The organism is Blastococcus saxobsidens DD2 (genome assembly GCF_000284015.1).
GTDB classification, from domain to species: Bacteria; Actinomycetota; Actinomycetes; order Mycobacteriales; family Geodermatophilaceae; genus Blastococcus; species Blastococcus saxobsidens_A.
Genome location: NC_016943.1, coordinates 1908582 through 1926072 on the forward strand (window position 1 = coordinate 1908582; position 17491 = coordinate 1926072).

Annotated in this window: 19 protein-coding genes, 1 other RNA gene and 1 riboswitch; of the genes, 15 read left to right on the plus strand and 5 right to left on the minus strand. The window is 73.4% G+C overall.

Features of this window, described 5'->3' with window-relative positions; genetic code table 11:
• The first annotated feature begins 3 nt into the window (after positions 1-3).
• Positions 4-744 (plus strand): zinc ribbon domain-containing protein, encoded by a 741-nt coding sequence (locus BLASA_RS08955; protein ID WP_014375789.1) that lies wholly within the window; start codon positions 4-6, stop codon positions 742-744.
• Positions 741-1835 (plus strand): bifunctional RNase H/acid phosphatase, encoded by a 1095-nt coding sequence (locus BLASA_RS08960; protein ID WP_014375790.1) that lies wholly within the window; start codon positions 741-743, stop codon positions 1833-1835. The genes BLASA_RS08955 and BLASA_RS08960 overlap by 4 nt, the downstream gene beginning before the upstream one ends.
• A gap of 63 nt (positions 1836-1898) precedes the next feature.
• On the opposite strand, the gene BLASA_RS08965 is transcribed toward BLASA_RS08960, so the two are convergent.
• Complete coding sequence (locus tag BLASA_RS08965) at positions 1899-2654, minus strand: sulfite exporter TauE/SafE family protein (protein ID WP_014375791.1); 756 nt, start codon at positions 2652-2654, stop codon at positions 1899-1901.
• Between the two features lie 24 nt (positions 2655-2678).
• Between BLASA_RS08965 and BLASA_RS08970 the strand changes: the two genes are divergently transcribed.
• On the plus strand, positions 2679-3038 hold the full coding sequence (locus BLASA_RS08970; protein WP_041775689.1) for a MauE/DoxX family redox-associated membrane protein: 360 nt from the start codon (positions 2679-2681) through the stop codon (positions 3036-3038).
• Between the two features lie 161 nt (positions 3039-3199).
• On the opposite strand, the gene BLASA_RS24185 is transcribed toward BLASA_RS08970, so the two are convergent.
• Positions 3200-3370, minus strand: coding sequence for a DUF1059 domain-containing protein (locus BLASA_RS24185; RefSeq protein ID WP_014375793.1), 171 nt, complete (start codon positions 3368-3370; stop codon positions 3200-3202).
• A gap of 198 nt (positions 3371-3568) precedes the next feature.
• Here BLASA_RS24185 and BLASA_RS08975 point away from each other — a divergent pair, with 198 nt between their 5' ends.
• The 4 genes from BLASA_RS08975 (at position 3569) to BLASA_RS23415 (ending at position 7159) form a co-directional block, all read left to right on the plus strand.
• Positions 3569-4288: a PIG-L deacetylase family protein gene (locus BLASA_RS08975; RefSeq protein WP_014375794.1), complete on the plus strand. Its 720-nt coding sequence runs from the start codon at positions 3569-3571 to the stop codon at positions 4286-4288.
• Positions 4289-4317: 29 nt separating this feature from the next.
• Positions 4318-4721, plus strand: an RNA gene (gene rnpB / locus BLASA_RS23855) — RNase P RNA component class A.
• A 311-nt stretch (positions 4722-5032) separates the two neighbouring features.
• Entirely contained in the window at positions 5033-5806 is a 774-nt protein-coding gene (locus BLASA_RS08980; protein WP_014375796.1) for a hypothetical protein, read from the plus strand.
• Positions 5807-6092: 286 nt separating this feature from the next.
• Positions 6093-6235, plus strand: a riboswitch (cyclic di-AMP (ydaO/yuaA leader).
• 63 nt (positions 6236-6298) lie between these two features.
• Complete coding sequence (locus BLASA_RS23415) at positions 6299-7159, plus strand: LysM peptidoglycan-binding domain-containing protein (protein WP_051004930.1); 861 nt, start codon at positions 6299-6301, stop codon at positions 7157-7159.
• A 130-nt stretch (positions 7160-7289) separates the two neighbouring features.
• On the opposite strand, the gene BLASA_RS08995 is transcribed toward BLASA_RS23415, so the two are convergent.
• From BLASA_RS08995 to BLASA_RS09005, 3 genes are all read right to left on the minus strand, one after another.
• On the minus strand, positions 7290-8012 hold the full coding sequence (locus tag BLASA_RS08995; RefSeq protein WP_014375799.1) for a class I SAM-dependent methyltransferase: 723 nt from the start codon (positions 8010-8012) through the stop codon (positions 7290-7292).
• A gap of 198 nt (positions 8013-8210) precedes the next feature.
• Positions 8211-8945 carry a hypothetical protein gene (locus BLASA_RS09000; RefSeq protein WP_014375800.1) on the minus strand — a complete coding sequence of 245 codons (735 nt, stop codon included), beginning with the start codon at positions 8943-8945 and terminating at the stop codon, positions 8211-8213.
• Positions 8946-9158: 213 nt separating this feature from the next.
• A complete protein-coding gene (locus tag BLASA_RS09005; RefSeq protein ID WP_014375801.1) occupies positions 9159-10433 on the minus strand; it encodes an APC family permease in 1275 nt (424 codons plus the stop codon).
• A 130-nt stretch (positions 10434-10563) separates the two neighbouring features.
• Here BLASA_RS09005 and BLASA_RS09010 point away from each other — a divergent pair, with 130 nt between their 5' ends.
• From BLASA_RS09010 to BLASA_RS09045, 8 genes are all read left to right on the plus strand, one after another.
• Positions 10564-11238, plus strand: a complete 675-nt coding sequence (locus BLASA_RS09010; RefSeq protein WP_014375802.1) for a prepilin peptidase — start codon at positions 10564-10566, stop codon at positions 11236-11238.
• A gap of 231 nt (positions 11239-11469) precedes the next feature.
• On the plus strand, positions 11470-11679 hold the full coding sequence (locus BLASA_RS25555) for a Flp family type IVb pilin (protein WP_014375803.1): 210 nt from the start codon (positions 11470-11472) through the stop codon (positions 11677-11679).
• 98 nt (positions 11680-11777) lie between these two features.
• On the plus strand, positions 11778-12173 hold the full coding sequence (locus BLASA_RS09020) for a TadE/TadG family type IV pilus assembly protein (RefSeq protein ID WP_014375804.1): 396 nt from the start codon (positions 11778-11780) through the stop codon (positions 12171-12173).
• A complete protein-coding gene (locus tag BLASA_RS09025; protein ID WP_014375805.1) occupies positions 12161-13114 on the plus strand; it encodes a pilus assembly protein TadG-related protein in 954 nt (317 codons plus the stop codon). Before BLASA_RS09020 ends, BLASA_RS09025 begins: the two co-directional genes overlap by 13 nt.
• Before the next feature lie 10 nt (positions 13115-13124).
• Positions 13125-13877: a Flp pilus assembly protein CpaB gene (gene cpaB / locus BLASA_RS09030; protein WP_014375806.1), complete on the plus strand. Its 753-nt coding sequence runs from the start codon at positions 13125-13127 to the stop codon at positions 13875-13877.
• A complete protein-coding gene (locus BLASA_RS09035; RefSeq protein ID WP_014375807.1) occupies positions 13874-15064 on the plus strand; it encodes an AAA family ATPase in 1191 nt (396 codons plus the stop codon). Before cpaB ends, BLASA_RS09035 begins: the two co-directional genes overlap by 4 nt.
• A gap of 5 nt (positions 15065-15069) precedes the next feature.
• The gene (locus BLASA_RS09040; RefSeq protein WP_231839590.1) at positions 15070-16536 is read left to right on the plus strand and encodes a CpaF family protein; all 1467 of its coding nucleotides are present in this window, start codon (positions 15070-15072) and stop codon (positions 16534-16536) included.
• Positions 16536-17477, plus strand: coding sequence for a type II secretion system F family protein (locus tag BLASA_RS09045; protein ID WP_014375809.1), 942 nt, complete (start codon positions 16536-16538; stop codon positions 17475-17477). The genes BLASA_RS09040 and BLASA_RS09045 overlap by 1 nt, the downstream gene beginning before the upstream one ends.
• Positions 17478-17491 lie beyond the last annotated feature (14 nt).

The following is a 17491-nucleotide window of genomic DNA, read 5'->3' on the forward strand; positions in this document are numbered from 1 at the left end:
CGCGTGAAGGCCGACCATTTCGAGCAGCAGAAGCTTCTGGAGCTGGCGGCGGAGGACGTCGCGCTGACCCAGCTCGCGCACCGCAGGCGGACGTTGCCGGAGGCCGCCGCCGTCGAGTCCGCCACCCAGGCGGAACGGGCGCTGGCCGACGACGCCGTCCGGGCCGAGACCGCGGCGCGGGACCTGCAGCGTGAGGTGAAGCGGCTGGAGGCCGACGTCGAGACCGTGCGGGCGCGTGCGACCAAGGACCAGAGGCTGCTCGACTCCGGCAGCGTCTCGGCCAAGCAGATGACCGACCTGCAGCACGAGCTGCAGTCACTGGCGCGTCGTCAGTCGGACCTGGAGGACCAGGAGCTCGAGCTGATGGAGAGCCTGGAGACCGCCGAGGCCGCGCTCCGGGAGGCGCAGGCGGGCCGGGACGAGGCGCGTGCCGCGCTCGAGCGGGCCGAGCAGCTGCGCGGCGACGCGCTGGCCGACATCGCCGACGGCACGACGCGGCACGAGGCTGCCCGAGCAGCCGTCGCCGGGGGCATCTCGGCGCCGTTGCTGGCCCTCTACGACCGGATCCGCACGCAGACCGGCACCACCGGCGCGGCGATGCTCACGTCCCGGCAGTGCCAGGGGTGCCGGATCGAGCTGAACGGCCGGGAGCTGGCCGCGGTGCGCAACGCCGACCCGCACGAGGTGGTCCGCTGCGAGAACTGCGGCCGGATCCTGGTGCGTACGGCCGAGTCAGGACTGTGAGCCCCCGGTTCGTCGTCGAGGCGGACGGCGGCTCGCGGGGCAACCCGGGGCCGGCCGGCTACGGCGCGCTGGTGCGGGACGCGCAGACCGGGCGGGTCCTGGCCGAGCGGGCCGCCTCGGTCGGCCGGGCGACGAACAACGTCGCCGAGTACGGCGGCCTGGTGGCCGGCCTGCAGGCGGCGCTCGACCTCGACCCCTCCGCGCAGGTCGAGGTACGCATGGACTCCAAGCTCGTGGTCGAGCAGATGTCGGGGCGCTGGAAGATCAAGCACCCGGACATGCAGCAGCTGGCGCTGCAGGCCCAGCAGATCGCCCGCAAGCTGGGCGGCGTCCGCTACACCTGGGTGCCGCGGGCGCAGAACGGCGCCGCCGATGCGCTGGCGAACAGCGCGATGGACGGCAAGCCGGTCCACCGCGACCTCGCGGCCGAGCCCTCGGCGGCCGAGGACGACGTCCAGCCGGTCCACCAGCCGGCGCCCGTGGTCACCACCGTCACCCACCTGCTGCGCCACGGGCAGACCGAGCACACCCCCGAGCGCCGGTTCAGCGGCCGCAACGACCTGCCGCTGTCCCTTACCGGGCGGGTCGAGGCGGAGGCGGCCGGGGTGCGCGCCGCCGCGCTGGGCATCGAGGTGGTCGTCGCCTCCCCGCTGCGCCGGACCCGGGAGACCGCCGAGATCGTGGCCGCCGCACTGGGGCTGCCGGTCGAGTTCGACGACGAGCTGGTGGAGCTGGACTTCGGCGACCTCGAGGGGCTCACCTTCGACGAGGCCCGGGCCCGGCACCCGCTGGCGGTGCGCCGGTTCATGGGCGAGGTCACCGTCGCGGCACCCGGCGGGGAGTCCATCGCCGACGTCAGCGCACGGGTGGCCGGTGCGCGGCACCGTGTGCTGACCCGGCACGCCGGGAAGACCGTGCTGCTGGTCAGCCACGTCACGCCGATCAAGCTGCTGCTCGCGGCCGGGCTCGGCGTGGGCGACGACGTCGTCCACCGGGTGTTCCTGGAAGCGGCGTCGCTGTGCACCGTGGCCTGGACCTCCGACGGCCGCGCCTCGGTGCGGCTGGTGAACGACACCGCGCACCTGCGCTAGGACATGGCTGTCCTCCGGACAGCACCGCTCCCAGCTGCCGGCCCCCGCTCCACGGCGACCTGCCTAGACCCGGACGAACAGGTACACGGAGACGGCGACGCCGAACGTCACGATGACCACCCGCAGCGGGGTCACGGGGATGCGCGTGGCGATCCGGGCGCCGAGGAAACCGCCGAGCAGGCTGGCCGGCGCGGCGACGGCGACGACGCCCCAGTGCACCGGGCCGAAGATGCCGAAGACCACCAGCGTCACCGTGGCGGTGACCGCCGACAGCGCCGACTTCAGCGCGTTCGCCAGCTTGAGCCCGTGCAGGCCCACGCCCAGGACGCCCACCAGGATGACCCCGAGCGCGCCGCCGAAGTAGCCGCCGTACACGGTGGCGAGGAAGAGTGCGGCGTACAGCCAGCCCGGGTCGCGTCCGGCGCCGCCGGCGAGCTCGCCGGCCAGCTGCCGGGTGAGCAGTGGCTGCACGGCCAGCAGCAGGCTGGCCAGGAACACGAGCACCGGGACGACGTCGTCGAAGGCCTCCGACGGCGTGGTCAGCAGCAGGACGCTGCCGACGAGGCCGCCGAGCACCGCCACCGCGCCGAAGCGGATCAGCCGACCGCGCTGCCCGGCGTACTCGGCGCGGAACCCGGCGACGCCGCCCAGGTACCCCGGCCACTGGGCCAGGGAGTTGGTCACGTTCGCCGCCACGGTGCCCAGCCCGAGCGCCACGAGCGTGGGGAAGAGGATCAACGAGCCGCCGCCGGCGATGGAGTTGACGACGCCCGCCACGAGCGCCACCCCGGCCGCGATGAGCAGGTCGGCGGCGGACACGACGGGTCACCCTACGGTGAACTCATGCGGGCAGAGACACGAGCGCTGGGAATGGCGGCCGGGATGACCGGGGCCGGGGTGTTCCACCTGGTGCGGCCGCAGGTCTACGACTGGATGATCCCGCCGGAGCTCGGCCCCGCCCGGCCGTGGGTGATCGGCAGCGGCGTCGTCGAACTGGCCACCGCGGCACTGCTGGCGGTGCCGGCGACCCGGCGCGCCGGCGGCTGGGCGACGGCCGGGTTGCTGCTCGGCGTGCTGCCCGCACACCTGCAGACCCTGCGGGTCACCCGGCACCAGCCCGTGAAGCTCGCGGTGGCCGCGGCCCGCATCCCCTTCCAGGTGCCCATGCTGCGGGCCGCCCTCCGGGTGGCCCGGGGCCGCTGACCGTTGTCTGCCGGTCGCCGCAGGGTGTGCCGGTGGCCGCCGCCCTGCCGCCTCGGACGGCTTCCCCCGGCCGCTCCGGGACTCTTCCCCACGCCGCATCAGCGGCCTGACTCCCCAGGCGGCGAGTCAGCCGACGCCGGTGCCGTCCCGATCGTGAACGATCAGGTGTCGCGGACCAACGTCCGGATCCGTCCGGCCATCTCCGGGGTCACGTCCACCCCGTGGGCCTCCTTGGCGTGCGGCCCCGCCTGGGACAGGACGTCGTCCACCGATTCCCCGCGGACCACTGCGTCGCAGTCGAATCCGGCGTCGCGGCACGTGAGCTCCTTCATGGTCGCCTCCTGGCGAGCGGTGGGACAGGACACCCCCGTGCCTGCACACCTTGGCCCCGACCGCCCCCGCTCGCCAGGGGCTCGGCCACGGCGGTCGCAGTGGGGCCGCGGTCCTCGCCGTGTGGTGGCCGTCCGCGCGCTCGGACGCGAGGTCCGCGACCGCAGCGTGAGGTCCGCCGTCACGGCAGACTCGAGCCCATGCCTCCAGCCCCCATGCCCGACGACTGGCAGCGCGCCCTCGTCGTCGCCGCCCATCCCGACGACATCGAGTACGGGCTCGCCGCCGCCGTCGCGGTGTGGACGGCGGCCGGCAAGGAGGTGCACTACCTGCTGGCGACCCGGGGTGAGGCCGGGATGGCCGGTGTGCCCCCGGAGCAGGCGGGGCCGCTGCGCGAGGGAGAGGAGCGGCGCTCGGCCGCCGTCGTCGGGGTGAGCGAGGTGCAGTTCCTCGACCACCGGGACGGCCTGCTGGTGGCCGGGCCGGACCTGCGGCGGGATCTGGCCGGCGCGATCCGGCGGCACCGCCCGGACCTCGTCGTCACCGGCTACTTCGGGCCGACGTGGACCCCGCCCGGGGTGTCACCGGCGTACCTCAACTCGGCTGATCACCAGGCGCTCGGCCAGTCCGTGCTCGATGCCGTCGCCGACGCGGGGAACGAGTGGATCTTCCCGGACCTGCCCGAGGAGCGCTGGAGCGGCGTGCAGTACATCGCCGTGGCGGAGATGACCGACCCGCCGCACGAGGTGGACGTCAGCGAGCAGGTCGAGAAGGCCGTCGCCTCGCTGTCGGAGCACCGTCGGTACCTGGAGCTGCTGTCCGACGAGCCGGTCGAGGAGCAGGCGCGTCAGGTCGTCGACATGTCGACGCAGATCGAGGACGGGCGGCGCCGGGTCGGCTTCCGGCTCTACTGGGGATGATCGCCCCCTAGACTGGCCGGCACGACGGACGAGTCGGCTGGGCGGTCGCGTCGGCGGGGGAGACCCCGTCGCCGAGGAACGTCCGGGCTTCACAGGGCAGGGTGGTCGTTAACGGCGACCCGGGGTAACCCGCGGGACAGTGCCACAGAGAACAGACCGCCAGCGGTTCGCCGCTGGTAAGGGTGAAACGGTGGTGTAAGAGACCACCAGCACATCGGGTGACCGGTGTGGCTCGGTAAACCCCACCCGGAGCTAGGTCAAGAAGGGACGGCGGTTCGCCGTCGTCCTGCGCAGGCGTTCGAGGGCGGCCCGCCCGAGCCTGCGGGTAGACCGCTCGAGCCTGCCGGCAACGGCAGGCCTAGATGGATGACCGCCCATCGGGAGGCCGCAAGGCGCCCGTGGACAGAACCCGGCGTACAGGCCGACTCGTCCGTCGTCCTCCTCCGGCTGCGACCTGTCGCCGCAGGTCGGGTCGGCGTGTCACGAGAACGTCATTCGCCCGATCGGGTTGTGCGCGTTCGAAGTGAACCGCTTCGGGCATGGGGTGCGAAGGCCTGATGGAGGCCAGGTGCACACCGGGAGCCGTTCGCGTCCCCGCGACCGTGCGCCGCCCCGCCGGGTTCTCCCCGACCCGGATAACCGACGGCGCACCGACGCGCCGTCGCATAGCGGGAGCCGGTTCCCAACCGCGCCCGATGCCTTCCGCACCACGGAGGGCATGACCCCTGCAACGAAGGAGTCTCCATGCGCAAGACCCTCGCAGTCCCCGCCGTCGCGATCGCGGCCGCCGCCTTCCCGCTGCTGACCATGAGCGCTGCCTCGGCGGCCCATGACGGCAGCTACCAGACGACCCTGGGCGCCCTGAACGACTCCGGCGTCTCGGGTACGGGCATGGTGACGCTCGAGGGCGACCAGGCCACCGTCACCGTCGAGGCGAACGGCGTCCTCGCGGGCTCCCCGCACGCCCAGCACTTCCACATCGGTGCCGAGGGGGTCTGCCCGCCCGCATCCGCCGACTCGGACGGCGACGGCATCATCACCACCGCCGATGGTCAGCCGTTCTACGGGATGATCGGCTCCTCGCTGACCACCGAGGGCGACACCAGTGCCGACAGCGGCCTGGCCGTCGACCGCTTCCCGACCCCCGAGGATGACAGCTACACCTACGAGCGCACGTTCACGATCGACCAGGCCACGCAGGAGTCGTTCGCGGCCGGTACCGCGGTGCTGGTCGTGCACGGTATCGACGTGAACGGCAATGGCACGTACGACGCCGAGGCCGGTCAGAGCTCGCTCGACCCGTCGCTGCCGCTGGAGGCCACCGCCCCGGCCGCCTGTGGTGCCTTCACCGCCTCCCAGATGGGTCAGATGCCCACCGGTGGCGCCGAGACCGGCGCGGGCAGCACCGCCGGCATCGAGCACGAGGCCGCGATGGGTATCGGCGCGGTCGCCGTCGCCGGTGCGGCTGCCGCCGGTGCGGTTGCGTACCGCCGTCGCCAGGCCGCCGACCAGGCCTGATCGCACACCCGGTCCGCGCCGGGCGGGCATCGCCTGCCCGGCGCGGACCGGCCCCGGCTCGATCGACGGCCCGTGACCCCGGCCGCCGATCGGGCCTTCGGGTGTCAGCGCCCCCGCTCACGGGAAGCGGGGCGCTGCGCTCACGACCGGTCACGCGGCGTGCTTCTTCGCGGAGGGTCTCGGAAAAGGTCGGGTACGACCTACTGGTCTTCGGCCCCGTCTGCCTAGCCTTCGCACGTCCGCCGATCGGTGGACCCGGATGGCCGCCCGCCGAACCTGCCCACGGCCACCGGAGGCGTCGAGACGACGGGCAGGCGCGGGGGACCCACCGATCAGTGGCCCTCCGGGCCTCGGGGTGAAGCCGCAGCATGCGGCCGGGCAACTCTCGCCCGAACCCGACAGCTAACTCCGCAGGCGGCGAGAGGCTCACCACCCATGCTCAATCGCTACCGCACCCTGGGCCGACACCGTCGTCCCACCCGGAATCGCGCCGTGACGGCCGTGGCCTACCCGGCCGTGGTCCTCGCAGCAGCATCGGCCGTCACCCTGGGGTCCATCGCTCCGGCGGCGGCACACACCGGGGAGCACACGGTCCGTTCCGGCGACACCCTCAGCAAGCTCGCGGCCGGCCACGGCACCTCGTGGCGCAGCGTGTACGCCGACAACCGCGGCGCGATCGGCGCCAACCCGAACGCCCTGCGCGTCGGGCAGGTGCTCAGCATCGGCGGGTCCGGCGCGGCGCCGTCCGCCGCCAGGTCGGCACCGAGCGCCTCGGGCACGTACGTCGTCCGCTCCGGCGACACGCTGGCCAGGATCGCCGCCCGCCACGGCACCACCTGGCAGCAGCTGCACGCCCTCAACCGGCAGGTCATCGGGGGCAACCCGAACGTCCTGCGCGTCGGTCAGCGTCTCGTCCTCAGCGGTGCAGCAGCCCCGGCTGCCGCGCCGAGCGCGGCTCCTCCTCGTGCCACCCGATCGGGCCGGGCCGTCCCGGCCCCGGCTGCGTCGCCCGCACCGGCTGCGGCTTCGCGTTCCTACGGTGCCTGGGATTCGCACGTCCGACCGGCCGTCCAGGAGGTCGCCGAGCGGTTCGGCGTCTCGAGGATCCTCACGCGCCCCGGCCACACCCCGACCCAGGGCCGGGCGGCCGACTTCATGGTGTACACCGACCGCGCCAAGGGTGACGCCGTGGCCCAGTACGTGATCGACAACGCGGCCCGGCTCGGCGTCGAGTCCGTGATCTGGCGGCAGCGGATCGCCGGTCCGTGGACTGGTTGGACGTGGCAGGCCATGGCCGACCGTGGATCCCCGACGGCCAACCACATGGACCACCCGCACGTGGCGTTCCGGTAACCGACCACGGGGCCGCAGGGTTCCAGGACCGACGAGAAGCGCCCCTGCCCGGGATCGGGCGGGGGCGCTCCTCGTCGTACGGGCCGTATCCGCCGACTGGCGCATCCACGGTCGGACGTCGCCGCGGCGATCAGGCGGCGACCGCGGTGACGAACGTGCAGATCCCCTCGCCGGAGTCGGCCCGGTGGCGCACCCCGATCAGCCACAGCAGCGCGATCTCGATCCGGTGGACCAGCCGGCGCGGCCCCTCGAACCAGGTGCTGCCGCCGGTCGTGACCGTCACCTGCTCGAACCCGGCCAGCCGGACGTGCTCGGTGAGCATCCAGTCGGGAAGGATCGTGATGTGGCCGGGCTGGTGGTAGTGCCCGGGGCCGAAGATGAACGGCGCGCCGCGCAGGAACATCTTCAGCCGGGAGTGCGGGTGGGTCACGTTCGGCGTGCTCACCACGAGCGTGTCCCCGGGCCGCAGCAGTGACCTGATCGAGCGCAGCACCTTGCGCGGGTTCTCCACGTGCTCGAGGGTCTCGACGCAGACCACCATGTCGAAGGGCCCGCGGGTCTCCTCGGTCCACTGCGGGTCATCGAGGTCGAGGCGGTGGATCCAGTCGTGCGGCGGATCCAGGTCGGTCGGCACGACGTCGTAACCGGCGTCCCGCAGCCGGCAGGCCAGCGCGCCGCACCCGGCACCGACCTCCAGGATCCGTCCACCGTCCGGCAGCGCCGCACGCACCAGGTCGACGGTGTACTCGTGCACCCCCGGAGCAGCATGGACGCCGTGCCCCTGGTAGGAGCCGGTCGCAGCGGTCCGGGCGGTGCTGGTCTGGTGGACGGTCTGGCGCTCAGCCGCTGGCACGACGGCAGACTGTCACAGCCTCGCCGATCGTGCCCCGCGAATGACCCGCCGATCCCCAGCGGCGCGTTCGGGAGCGAGGGAGCGGCACCTCCGGACGGGAGATCCCGGAGGTGCCGCTGGCGTGCCCCGCACGGCAGGTGCGGGCCCCGTTCACGAGGGGGCGGTCGCACTCACCTCGAGCCGGCGGTGACCGGCGCGTCAGCCATGGTGGTGTCCCTTTCCGTGGTCGTGGCCCTGGCCCTGGCCCTGGCCCTGGCCGTGGCCGCGGGCCTGACCGTCGCCGTCCTCCAGCTGACCGCAGGCGACCGGGAGCTCGGCCTCCAGGGGCGCGCCGAGTGCGGTGAGGGGTGTGGCGTCGTACATCCCGTCTCCGTCCAGGTCCGAACCGTGGATCACGATGTGCAGGTCGCCGAGCTCGTCCAGGACGTCATTCGGGACGTCGAGGAGGACGCGCTGGTAGGCCAGCTTCCCGTCAGCGTCGGCCACAGGGGCGGTGCCGAGACTGAGCGCGGCGGCCGGGCTGGTGTCGCCCTCGGTGCTGAAGGTGACCTGGATGGGCCCGTAGGAAGGCAGCCCGTCCACGGTCTCGATCAACCGGTCACTCACCCCGCCCTTCCGGAACTGCGGGCCGGGACACTCGTTCTGCGCCTCGAGCTCGCCGTGGATGTGCATGAGGTGGGGGAGCAGGGGGCTGAGGCCGTACGCCCGGACCTCCACCTTCAGCTCCCCGTCCACCTCGACGAGCGTGGCGTGGCCGCTCACGTCGGAGCCGCCGTCGGCCTGCGGGTGGTGTGGGACCGGGTCGAGACGGGCCTGGTAGGTCGTGGCGTCCCGCCGGTCGTCGGTCGGGGCGTCGGTTGCCAGCGCCGGGATGGCGAGGGCCGGCAGCAGTGCTGCGCCGGCCAGGACGGTGAACAGGGATCGATTGCGCACGGTGCGCTCCTATCGCGAAAGTGTCGCTTGAGCCACCGTGGCTCGAGGACACTCGACGTTCGCGCCCGTGCCGGTTGCGGTTCACGCGTATGGCTCGGCACCGGGGCCTTTCCGGCCGGTTCCGCGTGTTCCGCACGGAGAGTGAGCCCCGTTGCAGCGGTGGGCGACCGGAGGCGCCGTCGAGCGGATCGCGACGGAGGCCAGTGGCGGTCGCTACGCGCGGTGGCCGGCCGGAGCAGGGGGTCGGCGGCGCCGGAGGGCTCGCAGGCCGGCACCCACGGCGAGTGTCGCGACGCCGACCACGACCGACGACCAGGGCAGGGTCACGGCCAGGACGACGCAGCCGGCCCCGCCGGCCACCTGCAGCGCCCGCGGCCAGCGCCGGTGACGGGCCGGCTGGGTGTACGCGGCCACGTTCGCGACCAGGTAGTACAGCAGGACGCCGAACGACGAGAACCCGATCAGCGCGCGCAGGTCGGCGGCCAGGACCAGCGCGCAGACGACCGCGCCCAGCGCGAGCTCGGCGTGGTGCGGCACCCGGTGGCGGGGGTGCACCGCGGCCAGCCAGCGGGGGAGGTCACCGGTGCGGGCCATCGCCAGGCCCGTCCGCCCCACCCCGGCGACCAGCCCCAGCAGCGCACCGAGCGAGGCCGCCGCCGCGCCGACGCCGACCAGCGGCGGAGCCCAGTCCCAGGGCCCGGCCGCGACGGCGTCCGCAACGGGCGTCCGGGACCCGGCGATCCCCTCCGGCCCGAGCGCGACCAGGAGGGTGACGGCCACGGCGGCGTAGCCGGCGACGGTGATGCCGAGGGCCAGCGGGATGGCCCGGGGGATCGTCCGCGCCGGGTCGCGCACCTCTTCACCGAGGGTGGCCAGGCGGGCGTAGCCGGCGAAGGCGAAGAACAGCAGGCCGGCCGACTGCAGCACCCCGTACCAGCCGTGCGGACCGGCCGACCAGTCCGTCAGCCGGCCGGGGTCCGCGGTCTCCGCCGAGAGGCCTGCGGCCACCGCCACGGCGAGCGCGGCGAGCACGACCGCCAGGAGGACCCGGGTCAGCTGGGCCGTGCGGGTGAGGCCGCGGTAGTTGACCGCCACGAGCGCGACGACGGCGGCGACCGCCGCCGGACGCTGCCAGGCCGGCGGAACGGCGTACGCGGCGAAGGTGAGGGCCATGGCGGCGCAGCTGGCGGTCTTGCCGACGACGAACGTCCAGCCGGCGAGGAAGCCCCACCAGGGGCCCAGGCGCTCGCGGCCGTAGACGTAGGTGCCGCCGGACTCCGGGTACTGCGCGGCCAGCTGCGCCGAGGCGGTGGCGTTGCAGTAGGCCACCACCGCGGCCAGGGCCAGACCGACGAGCAGACCGGTCCCGGCGGCACGGGCCGCCGGGGCGAAGGCGGCGAAGACCCCGGCGCCGATCATGGACCCCAGCCCGATGACGACGGCGTCCCCGGTGCCCAGCCGGCGGTCGAGCCGCGGCCCCGCGTTCACCGGGGTCCGTGATCGAGGCGGCGCACGCGGCTGACCCTAAGGGGTGGGAGGGGGCACCCGGAGTGGCGAGGCGCTGCTGGGCGCGGTACCGAGGTCGTGTCATCGTGACCGTCATGGGAGCAGCGCACCGGTGAGCGCCGTCGCCGTCGCCCTGATGGCGGCCGTCGCAGGGATCCCGGTGGGGCATCTGGTGAACCGGGCCGCCGGCCGCTTTCCGTGGCCGGCACAGATTCGGCTGGGGCAGCTGGTCGGTCCCGGACCCGTCGCCGTCCGGCCCCCGGTGCTCGAGCTCGTCAGCGCGGTCCTGTTCGGCCTGGTGGGCCTGCGCTTCGGCGCGTCGGCCGAGCTGCCGGCCTTCCTCTTCCTCGGCGGCGCGGGGCTGCTGCTGGCCGTCGTCGACCTGCGGCACCGGCTGCTGCCCAACCGGGTCATCATCCCCTCCGTCGTCGTCGGCCTGGCTCTGCTGGCCGTCCCGGTCGCAGTGGACGGGAACTGGCCCGCGTTGCTGCGCGCCGGCCTGGGGTCGGTGGTGCTGTTCCTGGCCTTCCTGGTCCTCGCCCTGATCGCGCCGAGCGGCCTCGGCATGGGTGACGTCAAGCTCGCCGCGCTGCTCGGCCTCTACCTCGGCTGGCTGGGCTGGACCGCGGTCGTGCTCGGGGGCGCCTCGGGTTTCGTGCTGCAGGCCGTGGTCGTGCTGCCCCTGCTGGCCCTGCGGCGGATCGGCCTGCGCAGCGAGCTGCCCTTCGGCCCGGCGATGCTGGCCGGTGCCGCCCTCGTTGTGCTGTCGAGCACAGTCGCCGCCTGAGGACTCAAGAGGGCTCCCGGCTCGGCCGACATATTTCGCACCGTTCCCGGAACGGAACTCCGTCACTCTGCGTGACCTGCACTGTCGCGCCGCCCTCCGATGGGGGGACGCCGTCATCCGATCCGGCGAGAGACGCTCAAGGCCTCGCGGATCCGGCCCGATGGAAGCCCTGTTGCCACGAAGCCGGGTCACCCGACCCGGACCCGCTGGCCTCACCCCCAGGGAGTCCCCGTGATCAACCCCATCGCCACCATCGCCACCCTCATCGCCTTCGCCCAGACCCGCATGCAGCGGGAGGAGAAGGGCGCCACCGCCGTCGAGTACGGCCTCATGGTCGGCCTGATCGCCGCCGTGATCATCGCGACCGTCGTCACGCTGGGCGGCCAGCTCAACGGGCTGTTCCAGCAGATCACCACCCAGCTCGGCACCGCCACCCCCTGATCGATCTCGGTTCCCTCCCTGCCTCCACGGCGCGGCGGCCGGTTCCCGGTCACCGCGCCGTGGGGCAGGAGACCTGGCAGGAGAGGCGGTGAGCACGGATGACCACGCGACTGCGCGACGAACGAGGCGCCTCGGCGGTGGAGTTCGGGCTCATCGTGCCGCTGCTGATCGTGCTCGTCATCGGCATCGCCGAGTTCGGGCACGCGTTCCAGGTCCAGGGCACCCTGTCGGCTGCGGCCCGCGAGGGCGCCCGAGCCATGGCGCTGCAGAACGACCAGACCCTCGCCCGGGCCGCCGTGATGGACGCCACCTCGACGCTGAACCCCGCCATCGCGCCGGACCAGATCGTCGTCACGCCGGCGTCCTGCCCGGCGATCGGCGGCAGCAGCCAGAACGTGCGGATCACCATCACCTACCCGATGCCCTTCCTCACCGGCTTCTTCGGCGCGGGCATCGACCTCACCGGAACGGGGGTCATGCGGTGCAACGGCTGATCTCCCGCCGGCTCCGGCGCGACGAGCACGGGGCCGCCGCGGTCCTGCTGGCCCTCCTGTTGGTGCCGATGCTCGGCTTCGCCGCGATCGCCGTCGACGTCGGTGCGCTGTACGCCGAGCGCGCCCGGCTCCAGGTGGCAGCCGACGCCGCAGCCTTGGCCGTGGCGCAGGACTGCGCCCGCGGCAACTGCGGCGACATGCTCGCGACGGCGCAGAGCCTGGTGGTCGCCAACGCCGGTGAGGCCACGGCGGGCCAGCCGGTCCTCTCCAGCAACCCGACCAGCGTCACCGTCGCGGGCAGCACCCCGAAGGAGCACTGGTTCGCGCCGGTGATGGGCCACGACGCCACCCAGGTGGCGGCGACGGCCACCGTGGCCTGGGGCGCTCCCGACCGCGGGACGGCGGTGCTCCCGCTGACCTTCTCCTGGTGCGAGTTCCTCCAGCAGACCGGCGGTGGCCGGCCTTCGACCGAGGTCGTGCGCACCATCCACTTCACCAAGAGCTCGAACACCGTCGAGTGCACCGGCCCGTCGAACCTCATCGTCCCCGGCGGGTTCGCGTACCTCGACACGCCGCCGACGGAGTGTGAGGCGGCGAGTGCCCGCAACGAGCGGTCGTACTCGTCGACGGGCAACACCCCGCCGTCGGCGTGCACGCCCGCCTACCTGAACTCCTGGGTCGGGCACACGGTGCTGCTACCGCTGTTCGACTCCTCCGGCGACACCGGCAGCAACGCCTGGTACCACGTCTTCGGCTACGCGGCGTTCCACATCACCGGGTTCCACTTCGGCGGTCAGTTCAGCACCGACGCCAAGCCGTGCACCGGCAATTCTCGGTGCGTGAGCGGCTATTTCACCGAGTTCGTCGACCTGGACGACGCCTTCTCGTACAGCCCGGACGCCCCGCAGCTCGGGGCCTCGATTCTCCGACTCATCCGATAGGGGCGCCCCCGTGCGACGTCGTCTGATCGCCGCCTTCGCGGCGCTGTTGCTCACCGGAGCCGGCGCCGTGGTGCTGCTCGCCTATGTGCGGGGCGCCGACGCCCGTGCGCTCGCCGGGACGGAGACCGTCGCGGTCCTCGTCGTCCGGGCGCCGGTGCCGGTCGGCACCCCGGCCGAGGAACTCGGGGCGATGGTCGCCACCGAGCTGATCCCGGCGAAGGCCGTCGCCGAGGGTGCGGTGACGGACCTCGACGCCCTCACCGGGCGCGTGGCGACCGTTGACCTGCAGCCGGGTGAACAGCTCCTGGCCGGCCGTTTCGCCGAGCGCACCGATCTGCGGACACCCGGCACCGTGCCCGTTCCGGCCGGCGCCGGGGAGGTCAGCGTGCTGCTCGAGCCGCAGCGGGCGGTCGGCGGCCGGCTGGCCGCCGGGGACACCGTCGGCGTCTTCGTCTCCCTGACGCAGGACACCGGGGGCGCCACGCACGCCGTCCTGCACGGGGTCCTGGTGACCCAGGTGCAGGGCGCCCCAGCGCCGGTCGACCCCGCCGCGGAAGGAACGCCGGAGACCGCCTCGGCCGGCGGCGCGGCGCCGACGGGCAGCGTGTTGGTCACGCTCGCCCTCCCGGCGGCCGAGGCCGAGGCGGTCGTCTTCGGTGCCGAGCACGGCACCCTCTGGCTCTCCCTCGAACCCGAGGGCACCGACATCTCGGGCACCGAGGTCATCACCGGTACCACCATCTACGGAAAGGCATTCGCATGAGTCGCGTCGTCCTCGCGGGGGCCGACGAGGACCTCCAGCAGCGCGTGTCCGCGGCGGTGGACGGCGACGTCTCCGTGCTGGCCGCCGGCCGGCTGCCCGCCGACCCGGCCCGGCTGTTCGAACAGCTCGCCGACGGGGAGTTGCCCGAGGTGCTGCTGCTGGGCCCCCTGGCGCCGGCGGACGAGGTGCTGAGCCTCGCGGGCCGGCTGGACGTGCAGTGCCCGGGCATCAGCGTCGTCCTCCTCGCCGACCCGGCCCCGGAGATGTGGCAGGCGGCCATGCGCGCCGGGATCCGCGACCTGCTCCCGCTGCACGCGGACGCCGCGGAGATCCGGTCGGCGGTCGAGCGGGCCGGTGCCGCGGCCACGAGCCGCCGCCGGGTACTGCGGCCCCTGGAGGAGACCGCCCGGTACACGGGCCGGGTCATCACGATCGCCTCGCCCAAGGGCGGGGTGGGGAAGACGACGGTGGCGACCAACGTCGCCATCGGCCTGACCGCCGCCGCGCCGCAGTCCACGGTGCTGGTCGACCTGGACGTTCAGTTCGGCGACGTGGCCAGCGCGCTGGCGCTGGAGCCGGAGTACACGCTGCCCGACGTCGTCCGGGGCCCGGCCAGCGAGGACACGATGGTGCTGAAGACGTTCCTGACCCAGCACCCGAGCGGGCTGTACGCGGTGTGCGGGTCGGAGTCGCCGGCGGCCGGTGACACCGTGACGGGCGAGGACGTCAGCCGGCTGCTAGCGGCGCTGGCCCGGGAGTTCCGGTACGTGGTGGTGGACACCGCGCCGGGGTTGTCGGAGCAGACGCTGGCCGCCCTCGACCGGGCCACCGACGTCGTGATGCTCAGCAGCATGGACGTCCCTGGTGTGCGCGGGCTGCGAAAGGAGCTCGACGTGCTCCGCGAGCTGTGCATGATCCCGGCCGGGCGGCACGTGGTGATGAACTTCGCCGACCCCAAGGGCGGCCTGTCGGTCCGGGACGTCGAGACGGCGATCGGCACGGGCATCGATGTCGTCCTGCCCCGGTCGGCCGCGGTACCGGCCTCCACGAACACCGGTGTGCCGGTGCTGGAGAGCGGTGGGCGGGACCCGATGGTCAAGGAGCTCCGCCGGCTGGTGTCCCGGTTCGCCGCCACCCCGATCGTGCGGCCGAGCCGCTACCGGGCCAAGCACCGGGCGGCGTCATGAACCTGATGAACCGCCTCGAGGCCGCCCGCGGCCGTACCGCCCCGGAGCCGTCCTCCCCGGCCGACGATGTGTCCCAGCTCCCCGCCGAGCCGGCCGCCCCGGTGCCCGCGCCGCGGCCGGTCAAGCCGGTCCCGCGTCCGGCCGCCCCGGCCCCCGCCGCTGCGCCGGTGGATGCGTTGGCGCGGTTGAAGGATCGGGTGGCGAAGGCGTTGTTCGAGCGGATGGGTGCTCGGATGAGTGATCCGTCGCTGGCCGAGGACCAGTTGCGCACGCTGGTGCTGCGGGAGCTGGATGAGGTGATCGAGGCGGAGAAGATCCCGTTGTCGGCCGAGGAGCGGGGCCGGCTGACCTCGGAGCTGGCCGATGACGTGCTGGGGTTCGGGCCGCTGCAGCGGCTGCTGGACGATGCCACGGTCACCGAGATCATGTGCAATGGGCCGGAGTCCATCTATGTGGAGCAGTCCGGGCGGCTGGTGCGCACGCCGTCGCGGTTCGCCAACGAGGAGCACCTGCGCCGGGTGATCGACCGGATCGTCTCCCGGGTGGGACGCCGCATCGATGAATCGTCGCCGCTGGTGGACGCCCGGTTGGCGGACGGGTCCCGGGTGAACGCGATCATCCCGCCGCTGGCCTTCAGTGGTTCGACGTTGACGATCCGCAAGTTCGCCAAGGACCCGTTCAAGGTCGACGACCTGATCGGCTTCGGCACGCTGAGCCCGGAGATGGCCGAGCTGCTGGAGGCCTGTGTCGAGGCGCGGCTCAACGTGATCGTCTCCGGTGGTACCGGTACGGGTAAGACGACGCTGCTCAACGTGCTGTCGTCCTTCATCCCCGATGACGAGCGGATCGTCACCATCGAGGACGCGGTGGAGCTGCAGCTGCAGCAGGAGCACGTGGTGCGGCTGGAGTCCCGCCCGCCGAACATCGAGGGCAAGGGTGCGATCACCATCCGCGACCTGGTGCGCAACTCGCTGCGTATGCGGCCGGACCGGATCGTGGTGGGGGAGTGCCGTGGCGGTGAGTCGCTGGACATGCTGCAGGCGATGAACACCGGCCACGACGGGTCGCTCTCGACGGTGCACGCCAACTCCCCCCGCGATGCGATCGCCCGCCTGGAGACCCTGGTGCTGATGGCCGGCATGGACCTGCCGCTGCGCGCGATCCGGGAGCAGATCGCCTCCGCCGTCGACGTCGTCGTCCAGCTCAGCCGGCTGCGCGACGGCACCCGCCGGGTCACCCACGTCACCGAGGTCCAGGGCATGGAAGGGGAGACCGTCACCCTGCAGGACGCGTTCCTGTTCGACTACTCCGCCGGCGTCGACCCCGCCACCGGCCGCTTCCTGGGCAAGCCCGTGCCCACTGGCGTCCGCCCCCGCTTCACCGACCGCTTCACCGACATGGGCATCACGCTGTCCCCCCGTGTCTTCGGGGCGCCCGAGCCCGCTCCCGCGGCCCGACGGAGCTGGGGGTGATGTCGTCGATGCTGCTGCTCACGGGCCTGGCGGCCGTCTCCGGCGGTGTCTTCCTCGTCGCCGTCGCGGTGCTGCCGGCCGGGCCGCCGCGGGTGCCGTTGAGCCGGGTCGACCCGACGGCCGCACCGCCCACCTCGGCGCTGTCCGGGGTGGGTTCGGCCGCCGGCTCCGCGGTCGGGAAGGTGCTCCACCGGCGCGGCTGGGCGGTCACCGGTGCAGTGGCGCTCGAGCGGGCCGGCGTCGCCATGGCGCTGCCGGACTTCGTCCTGGCCGTCGGGCTGGTGGCCGCTCTCGCCGCGGTGGTGGGCTCGCTGGTCGGCGGGCTGGTGCTCGGGCTGCTGCTGCCGGTCGTGGTCCTGCTGGGTACCCGGGTGCTGGTGCGCCTGCGGGCCGGCCGCCGGCAGGCCGCGTTCGCCGACCAGCTGGACGACTCGCTGCAGCTGATGGCCAGCAGCCTGCGGGCCGGGCACAGCATCCTGCGGGCGATGGACTCGGTCGCGACCGAGGCCGCAGCGCCGACGTCGGAGGAGTTCTCGCGGATCATCAACGAGACCCGCGTGGGCCGGGACCTCGCCGACGCCCTGGACGAGGTCGCCGGGCGGATGGGCAGCGAGGACTTCACCTGGGTCGCCCAGGCCATCGCCATCCAGCGCGAGGTCGGCGGCAACCTGGCCGAGGTTCTCGACGCCGTTGGCCACACCATCCGCGAACGCAACGCCATCCGCCGCCAGGTCAAGGCGCTCTCCGCCGAGGGCAAGCTCTCGGCGATCGTGCTCATGGCCCTGCCCTTCGGGATCATCGCGTTCATCTCGATGACCAACCCGGGCTACCTCTCGGCGTTCACCGAGAGCTGGATCGGCTACGCGATGCTCGCCGTGGCGGCCGGAATGATGCTGGTCGGGGGCCTGTGGCTCAAGAAGACCGTGGCGATCCGGTTCTGATGATCGCCACCCAC

What these genes read in the sequence shown, in the direction of transcription:
- BLASA_RS08970 (WP_041775689.1), top strand. Translation starts at nt 2,679, where the DNA reads ATGCGGGCAGAGACACGAGCGCTGGGAATGGCGGCCGGGATGACCGGG.
- BLASA_RS09035 (WP_014375807.1), top strand. Translation starts at nt 13,874, where the DNA reads ATGAGTCGCGTCGTCCTCGCGGGGGCCGACGAGGACCTCCAGCAGCGC.
- BLASA_RS09020 (WP_014375804.1), top strand. Translation starts at nt 11,778, where the DNA reads ATGACCACGCGACTGCGCGACGAACGAGGCGCCTCGGCGGTGGAGTTC.
- BLASA_RS08975 (WP_014375794.1), top strand. Translation starts at nt 3,569, where the DNA reads ATGCCTCCAGCCCCCATGCCCGACGACTGGCAGCGCGCCCTCGTCGTC.
- BLASA_RS24185 (WP_014375793.1), bottom strand. Translation starts at nt 3,370, where the DNA reads ATGAAGGAGCTCACGTGCCGCGACGCCGGATTCGACTGCGACGCAGTG.
- BLASA_RS08980 (WP_014375796.1), top strand. Translation starts at nt 5,033, where the DNA reads ATGCGCAAGACCCTCGCAGTCCCCGCCGTCGCGATCGCGGCCGCCGCC.
- BLASA_RS09040 (WP_231839590.1), top strand. Translation starts at nt 15,070, where the DNA reads ATGAACCGCCTCGAGGCCGCCCGCGGCCGTACCGCCCCGGAGCCGTCC.
- BLASA_RS09045 (WP_014375809.1), top strand. Translation starts at nt 16,536, where the DNA reads ATGTCGTCGATGCTGCTGCTCACGGGCCTGGCGGCCGTCTCCGGCGGT.